This window comes from Amycolatopsis sp. NPDC003676, assembly GCF_053587275.1.
Map to the genome: position 1 here is coordinate 14,823 of NZ_JBSFNS010000088.1, position 20,785 is coordinate 35,607.

Below are 20,785 nucleotides of genomic sequence, written 5' to 3' on the forward strand. Positions count from 1 at the left end.
ACCCAAGACTCACGCAGAACCCCAGGCTCACCCCCGCCAGACTCCCGAACCTCGCCCAACGCCCAAGACTCGTGCGGAGTCCCGGGCTCGTCGCTGCCGGGCAGCGCGGCCGGAACCTCGTCCGTACGCCCGCGGGGCTCCGGCTCGCTGCCGGCTGCCTCGCTCGCGCCCCACTTTCCAGTGTCCGCAGGAAAACCGTTGACCTGACCAGCTGTGCTCCCCCGCCGCACCTCCGCCATCACACTCTCCACGTGTCCGGTGTGGTGTCTTCGGCGCGGTCCGCCAGATCCTGTTCGGCGCCGAGGCCGAGACTGCTCAGTTCGGCGCCGCTGAGCCCGCCGGGACCGCCGAGAGCGCCCAGTTCGGCTTCCAAGGCGCGGCGGGCGCGTTCATTGGCCTCGGCGGCGGCCTCGCGCACCGCGCGCAGGATCGCGTCCGCCAGCCGGGGACCGCCGCCGCGCAGAGCGCCCGCGGTGAGTTCCAGAGTGCGCAGCGCTCCGCCGGGGGCGACCTCGACCGTCACCCCGCCGTGCCGCGCCGTGCCCGTGATGCTCACTTCGGGTGCACCCCGCCGTAGAACTTGTGCAGATCGCGCGGCAGCGTGTACGTGAGGCGCTCGACCTGGTCGTTCGCGTTGCCCTCGATCGTGGTGATCTTGTTGCCCTCGACCTTTTCGATGATCCCGATGTGGTGGCTGTGCCCCCACGACGGGCCGTCGCCGAACAGGATGGTGTCGCCGGGACGCGCGTTGTGCGCGAGCGCGGCGCGGTCGTAGGCGAGGTGGTGGCGCTGGCCCCACTTGTAGACGTCGCCGGTGAAGCCGTACTTCGGGATGTCCACTCCGGCCGAACGCCACATCGACGTCGCGAAGTACGCGCACCACGGCTGCCCGGTCGGGCCCCACTTGTTCCGGTTGTTCGGACCCTCGTGGTAACCGAGGTTGTCCCGCGCGTGGTCGAGGATCTTGTCGACCTTCTTGCTGTGGCTCGCGTGCGTGCCGCCGTGGTGCTGCTCGTGCTTTTTGTGCGCTTCGTGCTTCTTGTGCTGCTCGTGCGCGCGGTGGCCCCCGGGTTTCGGCTTGGCGCGGTGCGTCCCGCCCGGGTCGGCCACGCCGTCGTGGTTCAGGTCCTGCTGCAGCGCGCGCAGCTTCCGGGCCGCCTCTTCCATCTCCGCGCGGGCGTTCTTCAGGTGCCCGCCGGATTCCTTCAGGTACTTGCCCGCCAGATCGGCCACGTCTCCGATCGCCATCAGCAGCGCGGCGGGGCTTCCGTTGCGCGCCAGGACATATCCGGCGTCGATGATCTTGCGCGCCTTCGCGACGAACTCGTCGATCAGCTTGCCGGTGGCCTGGTGCCGCCCGGCGAGCGCGTCGGTGACCTCGCTGACCACCTTGGCCCCGTGCGTGCTCGCCCGCGCGGTGACCTTGAGGTCGCGGCCGAACTTGCCGGTGTCGTGCTCGAAGGCCGGATTCGCCTTGCTGTGCCAGGTGTTCAGCAGTGCGTGCGCGGCTTTGCGCTGCGCCTCGTACTGTTCGGTGATCTCGTGCGCGGCGCGCTGCAGCGCCTGCTGCGCGGCCTGCGAGTCCGCGGCCTTGCCCTGGAGTTTGCCGTGGTGCGTTTTCATCTCGTCCGCGAACAGCGTCGCGACCCCTGCGGTGTCCAGCACGGATTCCCCCTCAGCCCAGAATGCCCTTGATGTCGTGCTCGCGGATCGCCGCGCTCGCGTCCGAATCAGCGCCCGCGTAGGCCTGCCGCGCCCGGAAAACCGAGGCGCTCAGCGTGCGCGCGTGCGCCCCGGTGACCCGCACCTGCGATTCCAGCGAACGGCTGAAATCCCCCAGCGCGTCGGAGAATCCGGTTTCCTGGCCGACCTTCCCGAAGCTGTCCTTCGCGATCCCGGTGACCCGGTGCACCGTCTTCCTGCCGACCGACACCAGTTCGTTCGCGACGTGCTCGGTGGTGCGCTCGTAGGCGAGGAACTGTTCGAGATCGGCTGTGAACCCGCCGTCCTTGCCGTGGTGCGGCTTCGCGGGTTTGCGCGGGTGGTGCCCGCCCTTGCCGTGGTGCCGGGTGACGTCCTCGGCGGCCTTGCGCGCGGCGGCGAGATGGCTCTTGTACGCGCCGTTGGTGTAGGTGGACCACGGCTGGAAACTCTTGCCGTGCCCGGAGATCGCCCAGGCGGCCTTGGCGTTCTCGTCCGCGTCGAACAGTTCGTCGTTGGAGTGCAGGTGGAACTCGTGGCGACGGGCGGGACCGAGGGAGCCGAGCATGTTGACCTGCCACAAACCGTACGAATTGTCCGGCGGGGTCCCGTTGTGCGCGCGGGTGTTCCCGCCCGATTCCGCCAGCGCCACCGCGACCGCGGTGGTCAGCGCGTGCCCGCGGAACCCGGCCCGGTACGCGTGCTGGGCGATCTCCTCGGCCGACAACTTGGTCATCTCCTGCCCCCTTCAGCAGGGCGCTTCGCCGCTGCCCTAAGTGAGACGGAACACTTCGTCTTCCGGTTCCCTAGTCCCCCGATCGGACGACACCCCGCGCCCGAGTTCCCGCATCCGGTCCGCGAGCCACGCGTGGTCCGCGGGCGCGACCGTGACCCACTTCGTGCCCGCGCTTTCCCGGACGACCGCGCCGTACCGACCGGCTTCGGTGTCATACCAGGCGACCACCGGCGAACGACCGCCCGGACCATTGACCGCGAACTGGCCGTACGCGACGCGCGGCGTGGTGACGAGGGTCGAAATCGCGCGCAGATCGCGACCGGCGAGACCGGCCCGGCCGAGCACTCGCTCGAACGCGGCGTGCCCGTGGTCCGCAAACGCTTGCATAGCCTCGGAAAACGCCTCGCGCGGCAACCGCACCGCGGTGCCGGGCCCCGGTTCGGCGGCCCCTACGACGCCCGCCGCGAGCTGCGGGACGTCCTCAGGCAGGCACGGCCGCAACGCGAGTTCGCCCGCGTCGAGAACGGCCAGCACGCCCAGGGTGCGCCCGGCCGCGGCGAGCGCGCGCAGCGGCGGTTCGCGGAACACCAGCAGGTCGACCGAAAACGCCGGTGCGGCCAGCACCGCGAACACCTGGCCGAGCCGGGGGTGCGGTTCGTCCTCGTCGTCGAGCAGCCCGGCCGCGGCGAGGCTTTCCGCGACCTCGGTTCCGAGTCCGTCGCGCTCTTCCATCGTCTGGCCGTGCGAGGGCACGTCCAGCGGATACGGCGCGGGGCCGAGGTCGAAATCCGACCACAGCAGGTCGAATTCCAGGTGCGAGAGCGCGATCCCGCCGACCTCGGGGAGGTGTCTGGCCATCCGCGCCGTCACTCGCCCAGCACGGGCGGGTACGCGTCCGGCAGATCCTCGAGGAAATCGAACGCACTGCCCTTGGTGTAGCGGTTGTGGTGGTCCTCGGCGCCTTCGCCGCGCTGGCCGGACATCGGCGGGAGGAACCCGCCGGACATCGGGCTGCCGCCGCGCGCGCCCGCCGCGGCCCCGGCCGCCGCGCCGCCGGACCCGGCCATCCCGCCCAGCGGACCGCCGGGCGTCCCGCCGGGCAGCGAACCGCCGCTTCCGGAGCCGTTGCCGCCGAGCGCGCCGGCGGAACCGCTCCCGAAAGCACCGGCGGAACCCGGCGTTCCGGCCGTCCCGCCGAACGGACCGCCCGCGAGCTGCCCCGCATCGCCCGGCACGACCGACGACGCCGTGGTCGCGTCGCTGCCCGATGCCCCGGAACCGCGCGAAAGCCATTGCCCGCGATCGGTTCCGCTGCCGCCGGTTCCGTCGCCGGAGTCGATGTTCGTGGTCTTCGGCGCGCCGGTGAAGTGCGGCAGCTTGTCGTGCACGCCCTTGCTCGAGGTCTCGTAGCTTTCCATCACGCGGACGGCCTCGGCTTTCGCCTGCGACGCGGCGCGTTTGGCGGGCAGGTGGTCGTCGAGGAGCTGATCGATCATCACCGCGCCGCTGGGGCCGCTGGCCGCATTGAGGTCGTAGCCGTCGCGGAACTGGTTCTCCGCCACGGAGAACACCGGTTCCGGCATCTTGTGCCTGGCCGTCTCGACCGCGCTCGTGTAGTGGTCGAGTTTGTCGCCGACCTCGCGCATCGTCTCGCTCGCGCCCGCGCCCCAGGACGTCAGCTTCGAGGCCGACCGCGCCGCTGTGCCCGCCGCGCCGCCGCGCCAGGAAAGCAGCAGCTTCTGCACCGTTTTGTGCACCTCGGCGGTCGCGGAGTCGACGTCGTAGGCGAGCTTGCCCCATTGGTGCGCGGACGAGCCCATCGCGACCGGGTCCGCGGTCATGATCATGTCGTAGAGCGTGGTGTGCGCCCAGGCGTTCCAATTGATCTTGCCGAAGGACGCGTCCGTCAAGTTGGCCCGCTGGGCGAGCTTGGTGCGCCGCAGGACCCTGCGCTGCGCGGCGGTGGGCGGGTGGTCCTCGCTCCACAGCCGGTGCTTGCGGTGCTTGTCGTACGGCAGCCGTTCGTAGCCCGGTGTCCGGCTCATGCCGGCGTCCCTCCCCCCTCGTCCGCCCGGCGGTGCAGGGCGTCGAGCGAATCCTTCGCGTCGCTTTCCTGCTGGACGTGCCCTGCGCTCGCCCGGCGGATCGCCTCGCGCAAGGACGACAGCTCGTCGAGGTACTGCCGCAGAATCGTCTGCGCGCCGCCGTCCGCGGACCCGCGCGCGCCGAACGCCTGCCGCAGGTGGGCCGCCACCGGGCTGGTGCCGTCCTTGAGCGGATGCGCGAGCTGCTTGGCCTGTTCGAGGCAGGCGGTCAGCTCCTGCTGGCGCTTCTCCAGCTCCGCGTCGGCCGCCGCGATTTCGGCCGGATCCAGTTCGATGACGCCGGTGTCCGCGACGATCTCGGCGGTGCCCGCCCCGGCCGGTCCCCGCACGGAATCCGAGGTCTCCGGCCGCCCGGCCCGGTGCGTCTCCCCGGCCTGTTTCCTGTGCAGCGCACGGACGTCTGCCCAGTCCGAAACCCGGTGCGAACTCACCCCAGTCCACCTCCCAGCAGGCGTCCTCGACGGACGCGCGCACCAGTATGTCAGCCGTCCGGGCCGAGGGCATCCGGTCCGGGAAAGTCGGCGATGGGACGGCTCCGGCGGGGCCGCGGTTCCCGGGATCACCCGGACGGCGGACGAGCGGCGCCGGCTCGCCGAGGCTCAGCCCCGCGGCGGATTCGCGCCCCGGACAAGCAATTCCGCCACCGCGCGGGCAGCCGCCGCCACGTCGTCGCCGAGATCCGCGGGCAGCGCGCGCTGCAGCCACAACGTCGCGAACCCGTGCACGAGCGACCAGGCCGCCGCGCCGGCGACGACCGGATCGACGCTTCCGTCCCGGAAACCGGCGATCGCCCAGTCGAGCGCCTGATTGCTGCGCTCCTGCGCGGCCCGCAGGTCCGGATCGTCGCCGCGGAGCAGCTCCGGGCGGAACATCACCTCGAAGTGCGCGCGGTGCTCGACCGCGAACGACACGTACGCGACCCCGGCCTCGAGCAGGTCCGGCGACGGCGGCAGCTCCTCGAGAGTGTCCGCGAGCAGGTCGAACCCTTGCGCGGCCACCGCGGTGAGCAGCCCGGACCGGTCGCCGAAATGGTGCGCCGGGGCGGCGTGCGAAACCCCGACCCGGCGGGCGAGGTCGCGCAGGTTGACCGCGGCCGGACCGGAGTCGCCGAGCACCTCGACCGCCGCGGTCAGCACCGCTTGCCGCAGATCGCCGTGATGGTAACGACGGGCCATGGCATCGAGTATGCCACCGACTTGTCAGTGACTAGTTTCAACGGCGAACCCCGGAGAACCGCTCGGCGGCGCGTTCGGATCTCGGGGCGATAGTGCTGCCGGGCTGCGGAATCTTCGCCCGGTCGCCGCTCCGCTGACCAGCGAACCCACGGTGCCCGGCAGGCGCCAGGAACGTTCGGATTACCGCGGCCACCGGTCGAGGCCTTCCAAGCAGTACCTCCCCCGGAGCGGAATCCCGGCGGCGGCGAGCACCCGGTCCGCCCTAGCGTGCCGAGCCCGCGCACCGGCACGATGGGTACGTGAGCGAACGCGCAGGGGGACGCCTGCCGGCCAAGGCGGGTGCGTCGTGAAGCGGAAACGGCGGGACCGGCCGCAGGTGTCCATCCGGGTCCGGCAGATCTGGGAGATCGTCACGACCTCGGTGGCGCTGCTCGCCGGGGTGTACCTGATCCTCGTCACGATCGAACCGACCCGGATGGTGATCGAGCGCTACGTCGGGCGCCTCGAGCTGTCCGGGCTCGTCGCGTTGATCGGGGTGATGCTGGAGGTCACCACCATCGCCGTCTACCAGCTGGGCCGCGAGGTCCGGGGCTTGCGGACCCGGCTGGCCGGCGTCGAGCGCGAGGCCGTCGCGCATTCGCTCACCGACGTGCTCTCGTCGCTGGAGAACGCCGCGACCGGACGGCGGCAGCGGCGGCTCGAGGTGCTCGGCCTGACGTTGAACACCGTCTGGCCGGTGCTCGCCACCTGGCTCACCTCGCACGACCGGCCCACCGGCTGGCGCATCACGCTGCTGTGCCTCGACCCGGACTTCATCGACCGGGCGGGCGAGCTGCCCGGGGAGTGGGCCGCGGAGGCCCGGCGCAGCACGGCGCGGATCCGGTCGTTCCTCGAACAGGAGGCCGAGGACCTGCGCCGGCGCGGGATCGTCGTCGAGCTGAAGTCCTACGCTTGCGTGCCGGTCGTGCACGGCTTCCGCTTCGGCGACGGCACCGTGTTCGCTTCCTACCTGCAATGGACCGAAGGCGACCGGATCCGGCCCTTCGAGTTCTACGACCGGTTGTCCCCGGACGACCGGTCGCCGCGCACCGCGCATTACCGCGACCTCTTCGACAGCTGGTTCACCCGCGCCGCCACGATTCGCGGCGTGTCCGACGCGGGCGCGCCAGGCAAAGAAACCCCGGTGCCCTGACCACCGGGCAGACGCTCAGCGGACGAATTCGAAGATCTGCTTCTGAATCCCGTTCGAATAGGTTTCGCTTTCCACCAGCTTCAGCGGCTGCTTCGCCTTGTCGGTTTCGCTGAACAGCCGCTTCCCGGCGCCGAGCAGGACCGGGAAGACCAGCAGGTTCAGCCGGTCGACCAGGCCGGCGTCGGTGAGGTCGCGGACCAGCGTCGCGCTGCCGTTGATGATGATCGGGCCGCCTTCGGTTTCCTTCAGAGCGGCGACCTCGTCGAGGGAGCGAAGGATGGTCGTTTCGCCCCAGTTCGTCACGAGGTCCTCGTCGCGCAGCGTGGTCGACACGACGTACTTCGGCATCACCTTGTAGTGCGGGAATTCCTCGGTCATGTCCGGCCACACCGGCGAAAACGCCTCGTAGCTGACGCGGCCGAGCAGCAGCGCGGCCGCCTCCTCCTGCTCGGCGCCCTTGAGCGCGTAGGCGGCGGGGTCGAACTCGATGTCCTTGAACGTCCAGCCCGCGTTCCGGTAGCCGGCCTCGCCGCCGGGGGCTTCGACGACGCCGTCGAGGGAAACGAACGCGGTGGCGATGAGGGTGCGCATGAGATCAGCTCCTGGTTCCGGATGGTGCCTGTTCACCTAAGCGTCGAACGGAGCCGACCCGATCAGACACGCCACCCGGAACCTGAGCTATGTCCTGAATCACACTGTCGTGTGCCAGGCGTCGTACCCGTAGATCGCGTCCGCGGCGGTCGAACTGGTGCCGCTCTGCTTGAGCCAGCTGTTGTTCCGCGAGGCCAGCTGCACCTCGCGCGTCCGGTCCAGCCGGGCCGCCTGGTACGCCTTCAGCGCGACCTCCGTATTCGGGTACGCCGCCAGTGCCCGCGACAGCACCACGCTGTCCTCAATGGCCATTCCCGCCCCTTGCGCCATGAACGGCATCATCGGGTGGCACGCGTCGCCCAGCAGCGTGACTGGGCCGGAGGACCAGGTCGGCAGCGGATCGCGGACGTACAGCGCGGACTGCAGCACCGAATCGCAGGCCTCCAGCAGCGCGCGGGCCTCGGGATGGAAGCCGCGGTACGCCTCGCGCAGTTCGGCCACGTCGCCCGGAGTGGTCCAGGATTCGTGCCGCCACTGGCTTTGCCGGGTCGTGGCGAAGACGAACACGTCTTCGCCTCGGTTGAGCGGGAAAGTCACCAGCTGCGTGTCCGGATCCGGGCCCCACCACTTGGTGAAGGAGTCCAGGTTCGGCACGTCCACCGAGCCCGCGGGCAATACCGACCGGTACGCGACGACGCCGGTGAACTCCGGGTGTTCCGCGCCGAACAACGCGGTGCGGACTGCGGAGTGGATGCCGTCAGCGCCGATCACGACGTCCGCGGAGGCCGTCGAAGAACCGAAGTCCAGCGAGATCGAGTCCGTTGTGGACAGTCCGGTCAGCTTGTGTCCCAAGTGGACAACGCCGTCGGGCAGCGCGCGTTCCAACGCTGCCAGCAGATCCGCGCGGTGCATCGTCAGCTGCGGCGAACCGTAGCGGCGTTCAGCCTCGTCGCCCATCGGCAGCCGCGAGGTTTCCTCGCCGGTGTCCCAGGTGCGACTGATCCGGTACTTCGGCCGCGCCGCGGTTTCGCGCAGTTCGTCGCCGACGCCGAGGCCGTCGAGGGCGCGGACGGCGTTGGGCGTCAGGTTGATGTCCGCGCCGACGCGGCCGAATCCGCCCGCCTGTTCGTGCACGACCGGCGAGAATCCGGCCTTCCGCAGGGCGACAGCGGCGGCCAGGCCGCCGATCCCGCCGCCGACGATCGCGATTTCCGGCACAGCGAATGCTCCTTTTAAACAGTCGTTTAGACAGCGAGGTCAAGCAGATCGTGGCCCACGACGACCGGGCCGGAATAGTGCGGACGGACTCGCCGGAGCCAGCCCTCGTCGTCGAGGCGGGCGGGATCGGCGGGGCCGAGGTGCGACAGCGCGACCCGGCGAGCCCCGGCCGCCGCGGCGACCCGGCCGACGTCCGCTGGTGACGTGTGCGAGGCAGTGAGGAAGTCCAGCAGTTTCGGCGAATAGCCGATGCTGCGGTAGAAATCCGGCTCCATCGCTTCGTGAACCAGCAAATCGGCACCCGCGGCCAGCTCGCCGACCGCGTCGCTGCGGGCGGTGTCGCCGGAGAAAGCGACCACGCCGTGCTCGGTCTCGAACCGGTAGCCCAGCGCCAGATGCAGCGGCGGATGCGGGACGGCCCGAGCCGTCACGCGCACCCGATCGTCCTCGTGCACCACGGTTTCCCCGGCCACCGAGACGTCGGTGGCGCGGATCAAGTCGGCCAGCCGCGGCCGGTCGCTAGTCCGCTGCCGCACCGCGACGTCCTGTCCGAACGCGGCGAGATTGCCGGCGATCAGCCCCGCCGTGCCCGCGGCGGGCGGGCCGGGGTCGGTCGGGTCCGGGCCGGGGCCGTAGACCGGCACCGGATCGACCACGCCCTGGTTGGCCGGGCCCCAGCCGAGCAGGAAGAGCGTGAACAGCTCGGCGACGTGGTCGGAATGCAGGTGCGTCACGAACACCGCCGCCAGATCGCGCAGGGACAGCCCGGCCGCGACGTACTTGCCGAGCGTCCCGTAACCCGCGTCGACCAGGTAGACGCGCCCGCCGACCACCACCGCGTTCGCGCAGCCCTGCCGGCCCGGCGCCGGGTACGGCCCGGCCGCCGTGCCGAGCAGGACCACGCGCAGCGGGTCCGTCACGGCGAAACCTCTTCGAGCGTGCGGCCCTTGGTCTCCTCGGCGAAGAACCCGGCGACCAGCGCACCGACGAAGCAGATCCCGCCGAGCACCAGGAACACCGAGGCGAGCCCGCTGCCGCCCGCGTACAGCGCGCCGACCAGGATCGGGCCGAGGATCAGGCCGAACCGGTTCAGCACGCCGCCGAGGCTGACGCCCAGCGCGCGGCTGCGGGTCGGGTACAGCTCCGGCGTGTACAGGTACAGGCAGACATTCACCGCGAAGTTGAACATCGCCGCGAGCGACGACCACACCAGCAGCTGCAACGGAGTCCCGGCGCCGAGCGCGCCCAGCACGACCAGCATCGCGGTCGTCCCGCCCAGGCCCGCGGCCAGCACGACCCGGCGGCCGAGCTTGTCCACCACCAGCGCGGCGATCAGGCAGCCGACGAGACCGGCGACCGACGTGGCCGTGCTGTACCAGAGCGCCTGGCCGATCGAGAGGTGGAACGAGCCCTTGTACAGCGTCGGCAGCCACGAGGTGATGCCGTAGTTGGCGAGGTAGCCGACGAACCAGATCGTCCACACCATCAGCGTGCGCCGCCGGTAGCGGCCGGCGAACAGGTCGCGGAACGACCCGCGCTTCGCGGGCGCCGCTGCCGGTGCCGCGGCTTCAGCGGGCGGAGGCAGCGGACGGCCAAGGGATTCCTCGACGCGGCGTTCGATCAACGCCATCGTCTGCTCGGCCTTCTCGGTGTGCCCGTGCGCGGCGAGCCAGCGCGGCGACTCCGGAATCCGCAGCTGCAGCAGCACCGCGGCCAAGCCCGGGACGGCGGCCAGCGCGAACAGCGGACGCCAGCCCCAGTGCGGGATGACCCACGCCGCGACCAGCGCGCCGACCGCGAGACCGGCCGGGAACACGATCTCGTACATCAGGACGAACCGGCCACGACGGCGAGCCCGGCTGATCTCCGCGATGTAGGCGGCAGCGGTCGGCACTTCGCCGCCGATCGCGAGCCCCTGCACGAACCGCAGGATCAGGAACGGAAGCAGCGCGGTGCACAACGTCATCGCCAGGCTGCACAACGCGGTAACGGCGACGCACAGCGTGATCACCTTGACGCGGCCGATCCGGTCGGCGGCCCAGCCGGACGCGAGCGCGCCGAGCAGCATGCCGATCGAGCCGATGGTCAGCGTCGCGGTGCTGGACGCGGTCGTCAGGTGCCATTCGCGGCCGATGACCGGCAGCGTGTAGGCGATCAGCAGCTGGTCGAACGCCTCGAAGAACGTGACGATGCCGATGATCAGGCGGATCGAGACCTGCCATCGCGACATCGGGAGCCGTTCCAGCCGGGCGGCGATGTCCCGCTGGGTCACCTCGGGGGTGGCGGCGATACTCATGGGCCCTCCTCGGAGCCGGAGCGTGCAATCGATCGTAGGGGGTTTCGGGCGCGATGCCAGGAACTCGCGGCTGCGCTGTGGGTGGCTGTCGGTACGTGAGGGGAACCCTGAGGGACTCTGATTCCCTCAGGGTTCCCCTCACGTACTTGAAGCGGGGGCGGCCGGAGGAGAGTCCGGCAACTCGGCGTCCAGGAACCGGACCAGGTCGTCCGCGGCGGACGGTCCGGCGGGCAGCACGAGCCGATCGGGCGCATGCGGGTCGAATCCGGGCGTACCGGGCCAGGGTGGCGGCTCGGGTCCGAGAGCGGCGGCGATGTCCACGCCGGCGAGTTCGGCGAGGTGGGCGGCGGAGCCGAAACCGGCGGCGGCCACGCGGTGGCGCGGCATTCCCAGCCGGGTGCCGAGGTAGTCGAGCGCCCCGGCGAGGTCGGCTTCGAGGTCGGAAAGCTCGAGCGCGGCGAACGCGGCCTCCGCCTTGCCCGGACCGAAGGTGTGGCCGCCGGTCTCGTAGTAGAACAGCGGCGCGACGGTGACGTAACCGCAGCTCGCGAGCGTGCGGCAGGTGGTTTCGACGGGTTCGTCGAGCCCGGCGGCCCCGTGCAGCACGAGCACCGCGCCGCGCACGCGGCCGGGCGGATGCCGCACCAGCAGCGGCGCGGACGTCCGCACCACCCGGCGGCGGCGGTTCGCGGGTCCGTGCCCGTGATGGTGGTGGACTTCGGCAGCTTCGATGATGCCTCCCACGGCTCAGCTCTCCGGAACCGGCACCGGCGGCACGAACGGCCGCGGCGTCGCAGGCAAAGCGGTCACGTCCACCTCGATGACGAACGGGCCCTGCTGGGCCACCGCCTTCGCCAGCGCGTCGGCAAACTGGCCCGGCTTCGACACCAGTGCGTGCGGCAGGTCCAGCGACTGCGCCATGCGCGCGAAGTCCGGCGTGTACAGGTCGACCCCAGCGCGCTGGCCGCGGTGGTGGTCCTGCATGTTGCGCAGCACCCCGTAGCCGCCGTCGTTGAAGACGACCAGCGCGAGCCACGGGCGTTCCTGCGCCAGCGTGCACAGTTCGCCGAGGTGCACCGCGAGGCCGCCGTCGCCGACCATCACCACGGTCGGCGCGTCCGGCGTCGCGAGCGCGGCCCCGATGCCGGTCGCCAGGCCCTGTCCGATGCCGCCGCCGACCGGGAACACGTTGGTGCGCGGGTCGTGGATGTCCAGCAGCCGGTTGCCCCACTGGCTCGACGGGATGGTCACGTCGCGCGCGATCACGGACTCGGCCGGGAGGCCCTCGCGCAACGCGGCGCAGATCTCCGCGTACGGGCCGATCGCCTCGTTCAGCTTGTCCCGCAAGGCTTTCCGGGTCTCGACGACGCGGTCGCGCCAGCCTTCCTCGGTGTTCGATTCCACAGTGGACAATGCGGCAAGCACCGCTGCGGCGTCGCCCTGAACTCCGACGGTGGCCGGGTAGACGCGGCCCAGCGCCTCGGCGTCGACGTCGATCTGCAGGTGCTGTTCGGGCAGCGCCAGGTGGTAGTGCTTGGTTTCGTTCGAGCGGAAGTGCGTGCCGACCGAGACGAGCAGGTCGGCGTCAGCGAGGAGTTGCGCGGCCGACTCGTGTGCGGCGAAGTTGCCGACGACCAGTTCGTGGTTCTCCGGCACCGTGCCGCGACCGGAGTTGCTCGTGAACACCGCGGCACCGAGCCGTTCCGCGAGCGCGCGCACTTCGTCGCGTGCGCCGGTCGCTCCCCCGCCGAGCCAGAACACCGGACGGCGTGCGGTAGCGAGCAATTCGGCGGCTTCCGCGAGGGCGGCGGCGTCCGGCGACGGGATCAGAGTCGGCTCAAGGGAACCGGGACGGAACTCGTGCCGCGAGTACTGCAGATCGATCGGCCATTCGACGCTGGCCGGACCGCTCGGCACCGACAGCGCGTGCCGGATCGCCGCACGCAGCGTTTCCTCGGCGGTCTCGACCGACGTGATCGTGGCCGCGTGCTTGGAAATCGCGGTCAGCATGCCGATCTGGTCGCGGGTCTCGTGAATGACGCCGCGTCCGCTGCCGAGGAATTCGGAGTCGATCTGCCCGGTCACGTGCAGCACGCGGCTGCCCGCCGTGAGCGCCTCCACCAGCGCGCCCGCCGCGTTGCCCGCGCCGGTGCCGGTGCTGGTGATCGCGACGCCGAGGCCGCCGCTGGCGCGGGCGTACCCGTCGGCGGCGTTCACCGCGGCCGCCTCGTGCCGCACGGGCACGAACCGCAGATGCTGCGAAACCGCTTCCACCAGCGGCAGGTTGTGCACACTCACCACGCCGAAGGCGGTGTCCACTCCGGCTTCGGACAGCAGGCGAACGAGAAGCTCGCCTCCGTGACCGTGATTCATGGGTCCGTCCCTTCTAGACATAACGGGCGATGCCGCCGCCGACGTCGATCGTCGCGCCGGTCACGTAGGAGGCACGCGGCGAAAGCAGCGTGACGATGGGGAAAGCGACCTCTTCCGCAGTGCCGAGCCTGCCCAGCGGGATTCCGCGATCGGCCGCCAGTTCCGCCGACCAGTCCACAAAGGACAAGCCGCTGCCGGAAGCCTCGTACCGGCGCCGCCACTGTCCGGTGTCGACCAGACCGAGGCAAACCGAGTTCACCCGGACACCGTCCTCGGCCAGTTCGGTCGCGAGTGTCGTGGAGAGATTGAGCAACGCCGCCCTCGCCGCCGAGGTGGCCGCCAACCGGGGTTCGGGCTGGCGGGCGAGGATCGCGTTCACGTTGACCACAGCGGGATTCGAAGCCGCGCGCAGCCACGGAAGCGCGGCCCGGACGACGTGCAGCACCGAGAAGATTTTGAGCTGCAGCTCTTCCCGCCACTGCTCGTCGGTGGTCTCGGCGAGCCGCGCCATCAGCGACCGGCCTGCGTTGTTCACGATCCCGGCCAGTCCGCCCAGCTCGCGGGCGGCGTCGGCGACGAAGGTTTCCACCTGCGGCTGGTCGAGCACGTCGCAGGACGCGGTGTACAGCCGGGCACCCTCGGCGCGGGGCAGGTCGGCGAGGGCCTTCTCCAGCCGGACGCCGTCGCGGGCGCAGGCGGCGACGTGCGCGCCCTCGGCCAGCAGGGCGGCGGCGGTGGCGAGCCCGACGCCGGAGCTGGCCCCGGTGATCAGCACCGCGCGGCCCTTCAATCCCAAATCCACGGGTTTTCCCTTCAGCTGCAGACGAATCCGCCGTCGACCACGAGGGTCTGGCCAGTGATGTAGGACGCCGCGTCGGACAGCAGGAACGCCACCGAACCGACCACGTCCTCCGGCTGTTGCGGCCGGGTCAGCGCGCGGTTCATCGCGTACAGGTCGTGCCGCTCCTGCGGAATGCCCGCAGTGGCTTCGACCTCGGTCAGCCCGGGCGCGACCGCATTGACGGTCACGCCGTCCGGGCCGCCGTCACGGGCCATCGCGCGGGTCATCGCGATCACCGCGCCTTTGGAGGCCACGTACTGGACCAATCGCGGCGAGCCGTACAGCGCGGCGTCGGAGGCGAGGTTCACGATGCGTCCGCCGGTCTGTGCGAGCTGCGGATACAGCGCGCGGGCGACGAGCCACGGACCGCGGGCGTTGACGGTCATCAACGTGTCCCACGCTTCGACGTCCAACTCCGCGAAGTGCTTGCCGCCCACGCCGTCCGCCATCGCCGCGTTATTCACTAAGCCGTGCAACGGGCCGAGCTTCGCGACCGCGTCCGCCAAAGCCGCGACAGAATCCGGATCCGCGACATCCGTGTCGAACCGGTGCGCCTCAACGCCTTCCGCGTGCAACCTGGCGACACCGTCGGCCGCGCGATCCGGCGACCGTTCGGCGATCACGACGCGACCGCCCTGGCGGCCGATCTCGCGGGCGATCGCCCAGCCGAGACCACGGCCGGCGCCAGTGACTACGTACAGCCGGTCCTTCATCGCGCCACCACCGTGTCCACTTCGGACAGAAAGCCCAAGATCTCGGTGGAAAACCGGCGCGGGGACTCCTGATTCGCCGCGTGCCCACCGGGGAGGATTTCGAGCCGCGCGCCGGGGATCGACGCGGCGAGCCGTCGCGCCTCGGCGACGCCGGTGACCTGGTCATTCTCGCCGACGAGCACCAGCGTCGGCACGGAAATCCGGGACAGCCGCGGCCCGTGATCCGTCTCGGCCATCGATTCCGCGGCGGAGGTGTACCCGGGCAAGCGGATGCCCGCCATGATGTCCTCAACCCGCTGCGCCACTGCGGGATCCGCACCGGGTGCGAGCAACCGAGGCACCCGGCGGCGAGCGAATTCCGCCGCACCGACCCGGTTCAGTTCGCTCGGCCGGGACCGCATCACTGCGGCCCGCTCGGAGTCGATGCCGGAGCCGCGCGTCGAATCGGCCAGCACCAGCGACCGCACGACCTCCGGGTACTCCAGCGCGACCCGGGTCGCGATCACGCCGCCCCACGACACTCCCACGAGATGCGCGGGCACCGCGTCCAGCGAGGTCAGCAGACGGCCGACGAGCGCCGCGTATCCGGCCATGCCCAGCGGCTTTTCCGGATCGGCCGAACCGCCGTAACCCGGAGCGTCCCAAGCCAATACGCGGTGTTTCGGTGCCAGACCCGCCAGCTGCGCGTCGAAGGAAGCGCTCGAACCGCCGATGCCGTGCAGCAACAGCACCGGGCTGCCGTCGCCAGCTGTCCGTACTTGCACACCGTCCACAATGGAAGTCACCGGAACACCGCCCTCGGCGTCGCCAAGGCTTCCAGCGCCGAAAGCACGGCGTAAGGCACGACCTGGCTCGACGTCGGAGTCTGCGGCGAAGGCTGATTCCGGATTTCGAAGCGGTACTCCCCCGCCGGGCCGACCGCGGTGATCACGTGCGAAGTCAGCGGCGCGGCCGGATCGGCGATCACCGCCGCCTCCACGACGTCCCAATCCCGCACGGCCAACGCCACCGACGCGGCCACATTCGCCGACTTCGGGAACGCCGCGGTGATCTCCCGCGCAGGCCCGCGCCGCAGCTCGACCGGCTCGGTCGCCTGCCGCAGCGCTTCCGATTCTTCGGCAGACATCCACGGCTGGACCAGCGAAGACGCCTTCTTCGTCGTCTCGATGACCACCCGCTCGAACGACCCGAGCAGCGCTGCCGAACGCAGCAGGTCCAGCCCGCCGATCGCACCAGTCGACAAATGGACCGCGCCTGGCCCGGCCGCGAGGAGCTTCTCCAGCAACCCGTCCGCCGCCAGCGCGCCGACCGAAACCACCAGCAGGTCACAACCCGCAGACAGCACCTGCGGCCCAGCGTCCGTCAAAGCTCGCTGGCCAGCGGCCTCGACCACCAAGTCCGAAGTGGACAGCAGCTCCGGCAGCGCGCACATCGGCAGCCCCGCCGGGGAAAGCGCCGGATCGACGACCCCGGCCAGCTCCGCGCCCGGCACCAGCCCGTCGCGCAGAGCTTCCGCGACGACCGAGCCGATCGACCCCGCGCCCAGCACTCCTACCTTCACGACTGCCACCACGCCGAGTAGCCGGGGTCCGGCACGCCGCGCATGTGCGAGCGGACGTCCTTCGACGGCGGACCCGCGGTGCCCCACAGGTCGGACAGCTCCGGCGTGCGCCGCCAGACCCGGCACAGCCAGGCGTCTTCCTCGACCTGCGCGACCTCGGAGGTGTATTCGCAGACGAGCCCGGCCGGGTCGGCGAAGTAGCCGAAGGTGTTGCTGCCGGGACCGTGCCGGCCGGGACCCCACAGCGGCGTGACGCCGTTGTGCTTCAGCCGGCCGATGCCGCGCATGAAGTGGTCGATCGAGTTCATCTCGTACGCGATGTGGTTCACCGACGCGAATTCGGCCTGGTTGAACGCGATCACGTGGTGGTCGGCGTTGCAGCGCAGGAACGCCATCTGGTGCTCGGACCAGTCGGAGATCCGCATGCCCAGCACCCGCGTGTAGAACTCGCAGGCCGCGTCGATGTCGACCGTGTTGAGCACGACGTGCGCCAGTTTCCGCGGCACCGCGGCGCGTCCGTACGGATCGCCCGGCACGACCGCCTCGACCTCGGCGGACAGCTCCACCAGCCGGCCTTCCGGATCGGCGAAGCGCAGGCCGTACCCGCCGCCGACCTGGTCGAGCTTGCCGGGTTCGGTGACCAGCGGGACGCCATGCGCGGCCAGCCGGGCGGCCGCGGCGTCGACCTCGCGCGGGGTGGCGACGGCGAACGCGATCTTGCCGAGCGCGTTCTGGTCGGCCTGTTCGAGCTGGAGCACGTGGTGCTCGTCGCCGGAACCGCGCAGCCAGACAGCGCCGCGGTCGGCTTCGACCTGCTGCAGCCCCCAGACTTCACGGTAGAACTCGCCGGAATCGGCGCACTGCGTCGAACGCAGCGTCACCGCGCGCAGGGCGCGGAGCCGCGCGATGGGTTCGGCGGACATGAGGCCTCCTGAAACTTCAGCGGGTCGGGGCGGGCACGGGCGCGGCCGGAGCCGGTGCAACGGGCGGAGCGGCGAGCGCGGCGGCCTGACGGCGGGCTTCCGAACGCAGCAGGCGGCGCATCCGGACGAGCGCGATGTCGTGCTGGTACAGGTTTTCCCGGTCCCACGCGTCGAGCGGCATCGCCTCGGCCATCTCGCGGTCCTGCTCCAGCACCGCCCAGTGCCGGGCTTCGAGCCGGTTGCGGTAGAGGACGCGCCAGCTGTCGCGCTCCCAGCCGGAAACCTTGCGGCAGCGCCAAAAGAAGGCCGCGTGCTGCGTCTCGTTGATCGCGCACAGCGCGGCGACGATGGTGAACGCGCCGCCCGGGCCGGCGGTTTCCGGGTACGGAATGTCGAGCGTGACCCACTGCGCGCCCGCGTCGGTGAGCTGGACCCAGTCGAAGTTCACGCCGCGCTGATCGGTCTTCTCGAAGACGAACCCGTCGTCGATCGCGCGGATCTGGAAGACGGCCTCGCGCTTGCCGCCGAACATGGTGTGGCTGTTGCGGTGCAGGAACGCGCCGTGCATCGGATCGAGCAGGTTGTCCAGGGAGTAGCCGTAGGGGGCGTCCCATTCGACGTAGCAGAGGAAGTTGTCCCACTCGCCGCCCGCGATCGGGTCCGGCACCTGCAGCGGCGCCGGTTCGGCGGACTCGTCCAGGCCGAACCAGGCGAACACCGCACCGGCGTGCTCCTGCGCGGGGAACGTCCGCAGCGCGGGACGACCCTCCAGCGCACAGCCCGGGCTGCCGGGCACCGACACGACGACACCGTCGCCGTCCACCTGCACACCGTGGTAGTTGCACGCGACCCGGTCGCCCATGTGCACGCCGAGCGAAAGCCGCGCGCCGCGGTGCGGGCAGCGGTCTTCCTGAACGTGCACGACGCCGGCGGAATCGCGCCAGAGCAGCAGTTGCTCCCCGGCGCGCTCGATGCGGGTCAGCTCGCCGCGTTTGACCGTGCTGGACGGGCACAGCGGGTACCAGCGGTCGCGCAGGCCCAGCGCCAGCAGCTCTTCGGCGGTTTTGGTCGCCATCACGCCTCCCCTGCCAGCCGCGCGAGTTCGGCGGCGAACGTCTCTTCGGTCCAGTCGGAGCCGTCCGCCGGGCGCAGGCCGCCCGCGTTGAGCGCGGAGACCACGCCGGGCAGGTCGTGCACGCCCCGGCCGTAGACGGCTTCCAGCTCGTCGGCCAGCGCGTTCTCGTAGCTCGTCGGCGGGGCGGTGCGGCTTTGCACCGGCCGCAGCTGCAGCGGCATCGGACGTTCCCTTTCAGTAGTGGTCGTGAGTGGCAATCACGGTTCTAACCGGGATTGCCGCTCACGAGGGTCAAGCGGCGGCGGTCGGGGCGAGCGCAGCCTGCCCGGCGGCGGTGAGCACCGCGGGCACCCGCAGCCCCGGTCCGCGCGGAGCGGCCGGTTCGGGGGCGAGCAGCCCGGCCAGCTGGTGCCCGAGGGTCGGATCGCAGCAGGCGAGGCCGTCGACGTAGAGGTGCGGTTCGCGGCTGCACGTCATTTCCACGTGCCCCGCGGCGGCGGCGCGCAGCACGGCGAGCTGCCGGTGGGTGTGTCCGGCCATGGCCGGCTCCTAAAGATCCAGAACGAGTTCGGCGGACCGGCACCGCGACACGCAGAGCATCATGGTCCCGGAGATCGCTTTCTCGTCGTCGTCGAGCACGAAATCGCGGTGGTCCGGCTCGCCGGAGAGCACCTTCGTTTCACAAGTCCCGCACACGCCCTCGCGGCACGAGGTCGGCACGGAAATCCCGGTGCGCCCCAGCGCGTCCACAATGGACTCGTCGGCGGCCACCGAAACCCGGGTCCCGGAACCGGCGCACACGACGTCGAATCCCGTTCCCGGCGCGGCTGCCGGAGCTTCGGGGGCCCGGAAGCGTTCGACTCGCAAGGTCGCCGTTTCCGGCAACGCCGCCTCGACCGCGCGGATAAGCGGTTCGGGGCCACAGCAATGGACGACCGTGCCCGGCGCGAGCCCGGCCAGCCTCGCGGCCAAGTCGGGCGGGCCGCCGTGCTCGTCGTCGGCGTGCACTTCGAGCCGGTCCCCGGCGAGCCCGGAAAGCTCGTCCAGGAAAGCCATCCCGCCGCGCGACCGTCCACAGTAGAGCATGGACCACGGCGTGGAGCCGCTGGCGAGTTTCCGCGCCATCGCGAGGATCGGGGTGACGCCGATGCCGCCGGCGATGAGCAGGTGCTCCGGAGCGTCGTGCAGTTCGAAGGTGTTGCGCGGGCCCTCGACGGGGATGACGCTCCCCGCCGTGAGCCGCTCGTGCACCCAGGCACTGCCGCCGCGCGAGGATTCCTCCCGCAGCACCGCGACCGTCCACGCGTGCGTGTCTGCCGGGTCGCCGCAGAGGGAGTACTCGCGGACCAGCCCGTTCGGCAGGTGCAGGGAAAGGTGCGCTCCCGGCTCCCAGCCGGGCAGCGGCTTTCCTTCCGGATCGCGCAGTTCCACCTGCGTGACCCGGTCGGCCAGCCACGTCGTCCGGTGCACCCGCAGCATCGTCGGCATCGCGGTCTCTTCTCAGCGAGTGACGCCGTGCATCGGCGAGGTGGGCGGGTAGGTCGGCAGCTGCGGCTTCTGCGCGCCGATGATCACGCAGAACAGCGCGTCGGTGTCGCCGGCGTTGCGCAGGCTGCGCGGCACCCCGGCGGGCACGCGGATCAGGTCGCGGTAGCCGAGCACGCGGGTGGCGGTCTTGGTGCCGTCCTCGACGTCGTGCACGGTCACCTCCAGCGTGCCTTCGAGGACGAAGAACGCCTCTTCCACGTCGTGGTGGGTGTGCTCCGGGCCGATCGCGCCGACCGGCAGCCGCATGTTGGAGAAGGTGAAGTGCTCCGAGGGCAGCTGACGGGAGTCGCCGTCGTGGTTGCCGGTCGCGCCGGAGCCGATGTAGCGGATCTGCGCGCGGCGGAACTCGTCGCCCTTCGCGGCGGCCTGGAAGCCGAGGGTGTCCCAGTCCTCGTACCGCGTCTCGCGAGCGGCGATGCACGAGTCGATGAGCTCCTCGAGGGGCTGGTGCTTGCTTTCGGTGGTGGTCATCGCGGGGCAACTCCTCCGGTGGTCCTCGGCGGGCTCGCCGCCGAATGCCTTAGATCTAAGAGACTTACTGATAAGGGTTGTACCCCGCAGCCTGTGATCCGCACAACCCCTTAGGCCTAAAATTCTTTACCGCGGCCCCGCGGCGGCTCGCGCGCCAGCATCCCCGGACCGGCCGTCCGTGAGGGGAACCCTGAGGGAATCTGATTCCCTCAGGGTTCCCCTCACGAACCTTGACCGGACCGGACCCGGGCAGAGCAGACCCGGGC

The 20,785-nt window shown here is 71.0% G+C and carries 24 protein-coding genes; 1 reads left to right on the top strand and 23 read right to left on the bottom strand.

The features are described 5' to 3' along the window. Positions 1–238: 238 nt before the first annotated feature. The 7 genes from ACWDNU_RS34190 to ACWDNU_RS34220 form a co-directional block, all read right to left on the bottom strand. Positions 239–556: a YbaB/EbfC family nucleoid-associated protein gene (locus ACWDNU_RS34190; protein ID WP_449671902.1), complete on the bottom strand. Its 318-nt coding sequence runs from the start codon at positions 554–556 to the stop codon at positions 239–241. Then, positions 553–1,665, bottom strand: a complete 1,113-nt coding sequence (locus ACWDNU_RS34195; protein ID WP_449671903.1) for a CHAP domain-containing protein — start codon at positions 1,663–1,665, stop codon at positions 553–555. Before ACWDNU_RS34195 ends, ACWDNU_RS34190 begins: the two co-directional genes overlap by 4 nt. Positions 1,666–1,675: 10 nt before the next feature. Beyond that, positions 1,676–2,437, bottom strand: coding sequence for a transglycosylase SLT domain-containing protein (locus ACWDNU_RS34200; RefSeq protein ID WP_449671904.1), 762 nt, complete (start codon positions 2,435–2,437; stop codon positions 1,676–1,678). Positions 2,438–2,473: 36 nt separating this feature from the next. Further along, the gene (locus ACWDNU_RS34205) at positions 2,474–3,295 is read right to left on the bottom strand and encodes an ESX secretion-associated protein EspG (RefSeq protein ID WP_449671905.1); all 822 of its coding nucleotides are present in this window, start codon (positions 3,293–3,295) and stop codon (positions 2,474–2,476) included. An 8-nt stretch (positions 3,296–3,303) separates the two neighbouring features. After that, on the bottom strand, positions 3,304–4,482 hold the full coding sequence (locus tag ACWDNU_RS34210; protein WP_449671906.1) for a WXG100 family type VII secretion target: 1,179 nt from the start codon (positions 4,480–4,482) through the stop codon (positions 3,304–3,306). After that, positions 4,479–4,973, bottom strand: a complete 495-nt coding sequence (locus ACWDNU_RS34215; protein ID WP_449671907.1) for a hypothetical protein — start codon at positions 4,971–4,973, stop codon at positions 4,479–4,481. The genes ACWDNU_RS34210 and ACWDNU_RS34215 overlap by 4 nt, the downstream gene beginning before the upstream one ends. Before the next feature lie 168 nt (positions 4,974–5,141). Beyond that, positions 5,142–5,717 (bottom strand): TetR/AcrR family transcriptional regulator, encoded by a 576-nt coding sequence (locus ACWDNU_RS34220; protein WP_370938623.1) that lies wholly within the window; start codon positions 5,715–5,717, stop codon positions 5,142–5,144. Between the two features lie 346 nt (positions 5,718–6,063). On the opposite strand from ACWDNU_RS34220, the gene ACWDNU_RS34225 reads away from it, so the two are divergent. Continuing rightward, positions 6,064–6,909: a hypothetical protein gene (locus ACWDNU_RS34225; RefSeq protein WP_449671908.1), complete on the top strand. Its 846-nt coding sequence runs from the start codon at positions 6,064–6,066 to the stop codon at positions 6,907–6,909. A gap of 15 nt (positions 6,910–6,924) precedes the next feature. On the opposite strand, the gene ACWDNU_RS34230 is transcribed toward ACWDNU_RS34225, so the two are convergent. The 16 genes from ACWDNU_RS34230 to ACWDNU_RS34305 all read right to left on the bottom strand — a co-directional run bounded on the left by ACWDNU_RS34230 (position 6,925) and on the right by ACWDNU_RS34305 (position 20,519). Continuing rightward, a complete protein-coding gene (locus ACWDNU_RS34230) occupies positions 6,925–7,500 on the bottom strand; it encodes a dihydrofolate reductase family protein (protein WP_449671909.1) in 576 nt (191 codons plus the stop codon). 99 nt (positions 7,501–7,599) lie between these two features. After that, positions 7,600–8,718, bottom strand: coding sequence for an FAD-dependent monooxygenase (locus ACWDNU_RS34235; RefSeq protein ID WP_449671910.1), 1,119 nt, complete (start codon positions 8,716–8,718; stop codon positions 7,600–7,602). A 26-nt stretch (positions 8,719–8,744) separates the two neighbouring features. Further along, positions 8,745–9,638: an MBL fold metallo-hydrolase gene (locus ACWDNU_RS34240; RefSeq protein ID WP_449671911.1), complete on the bottom strand. Its 894-nt coding sequence runs from the start codon at positions 9,636–9,638 to the stop codon at positions 8,745–8,747. After that, complete coding sequence (locus ACWDNU_RS34245) at positions 9,635–11,014, bottom strand: MFS transporter (protein ID WP_449671912.1); 1,380 nt, start codon at positions 11,012–11,014, stop codon at positions 9,635–9,637. Before ACWDNU_RS34245 ends, ACWDNU_RS34240 begins: the two co-directional genes overlap by 4 nt. Before the next feature lie 138 nt (positions 11,015–11,152). Beyond that, positions 11,153–11,758, bottom strand: a complete 606-nt coding sequence (locus ACWDNU_RS34250) for a dienelactone hydrolase family protein (RefSeq protein ID WP_449671913.1) — start codon at positions 11,756–11,758, stop codon at positions 11,153–11,155. A 3-nt stretch (positions 11,759–11,761) separates the two neighbouring features. Beyond that, positions 11,762–13,387 carry a thiamine pyrophosphate-binding protein gene (locus tag ACWDNU_RS34255; RefSeq protein WP_449671914.1) on the bottom strand — a complete coding sequence of 542 codons (1,626 nt, stop codon included), beginning with the start codon at positions 13,385–13,387 and terminating at the stop codon, positions 11,762–11,764. A 13-nt stretch (positions 13,388–13,400) separates the two neighbouring features. Beyond that, the gene (locus ACWDNU_RS34260) at positions 13,401–14,189 is read right to left on the bottom strand and encodes an SDR family oxidoreductase (RefSeq protein WP_449671915.1); all 789 of its coding nucleotides are present in this window, start codon (positions 14,187–14,189) and stop codon (positions 13,401–13,403) included. 11 nt (positions 14,190–14,200) lie between these two features. After that, on the bottom strand, positions 14,201–14,941 hold the full coding sequence (locus ACWDNU_RS34265; RefSeq protein ID WP_449671916.1) for a 3-oxoacyl-ACP reductase family protein: 741 nt from the start codon (positions 14,939–14,941) through the stop codon (positions 14,201–14,203). Continuing rightward, entirely contained in the window at positions 14,938–15,726 is a 789-nt protein-coding gene (locus ACWDNU_RS34270) for an alpha/beta fold hydrolase (RefSeq protein ID WP_449671917.1), read from the bottom strand. Before ACWDNU_RS34270 ends, ACWDNU_RS34265 begins: the two co-directional genes overlap by 4 nt. Continuing rightward, on the bottom strand, positions 15,723–16,502 hold the full coding sequence (locus ACWDNU_RS34275; protein WP_449671918.1) for an aspartate dehydrogenase domain-containing protein: 780 nt from the start codon (positions 16,500–16,502) through the stop codon (positions 15,723–15,725). Before ACWDNU_RS34275 ends, ACWDNU_RS34270 begins: the two co-directional genes overlap by 4 nt. Beyond that, positions 16,499–17,425 (bottom strand): VOC family protein, encoded by a 927-nt coding sequence (locus ACWDNU_RS34280; protein ID WP_449671919.1) that lies wholly within the window; start codon positions 17,423–17,425, stop codon positions 16,499–16,501. The genes ACWDNU_RS34275 and ACWDNU_RS34280 overlap by 4 nt, the downstream gene beginning before the upstream one ends. 16 nt (positions 17,426–17,441) lie before the next feature. Next, positions 17,442–18,500: a Rieske 2Fe-2S domain-containing protein gene (locus ACWDNU_RS34285; protein ID WP_449671920.1), complete on the bottom strand. Its 1,059-nt coding sequence runs from the start codon at positions 18,498–18,500 to the stop codon at positions 17,442–17,444. After that, positions 18,500–18,721, bottom strand: a complete 222-nt coding sequence (locus tag ACWDNU_RS34290; RefSeq protein ID WP_009076039.1) for a recombinase-like helix-turn-helix domain-containing protein — start codon at positions 18,719–18,721, stop codon at positions 18,500–18,502. The genes ACWDNU_RS34285 and ACWDNU_RS34290 overlap by 1 nt, the downstream gene beginning before the upstream one ends. 70 nt (positions 18,722–18,791) lie before the next feature. Then, positions 18,792–19,040 (bottom strand): hypothetical protein, encoded by a 249-nt coding sequence (locus ACWDNU_RS34295; RefSeq protein ID WP_344278592.1) that lies wholly within the window; start codon positions 19,038–19,040, stop codon positions 18,792–18,794. Positions 19,041–19,049: 9 nt separating this feature from the next. Further along, the gene (locus ACWDNU_RS34300; RefSeq protein ID WP_449671921.1) at positions 19,050–19,988 is read right to left on the bottom strand and encodes a PDR/VanB family oxidoreductase; all 939 of its coding nucleotides are present in this window, start codon (positions 19,986–19,988) and stop codon (positions 19,050–19,052) included. Between the two features lie 12 nt (positions 19,989–20,000). After that, positions 20,001–20,519: a cupin domain-containing protein gene (locus tag ACWDNU_RS34305; protein WP_370938639.1), complete on the bottom strand. Its 519-nt coding sequence runs from the start codon at positions 20,517–20,519 to the stop codon at positions 20,001–20,003. Positions 20,520–20,785 lie beyond the last annotated feature (266 nt).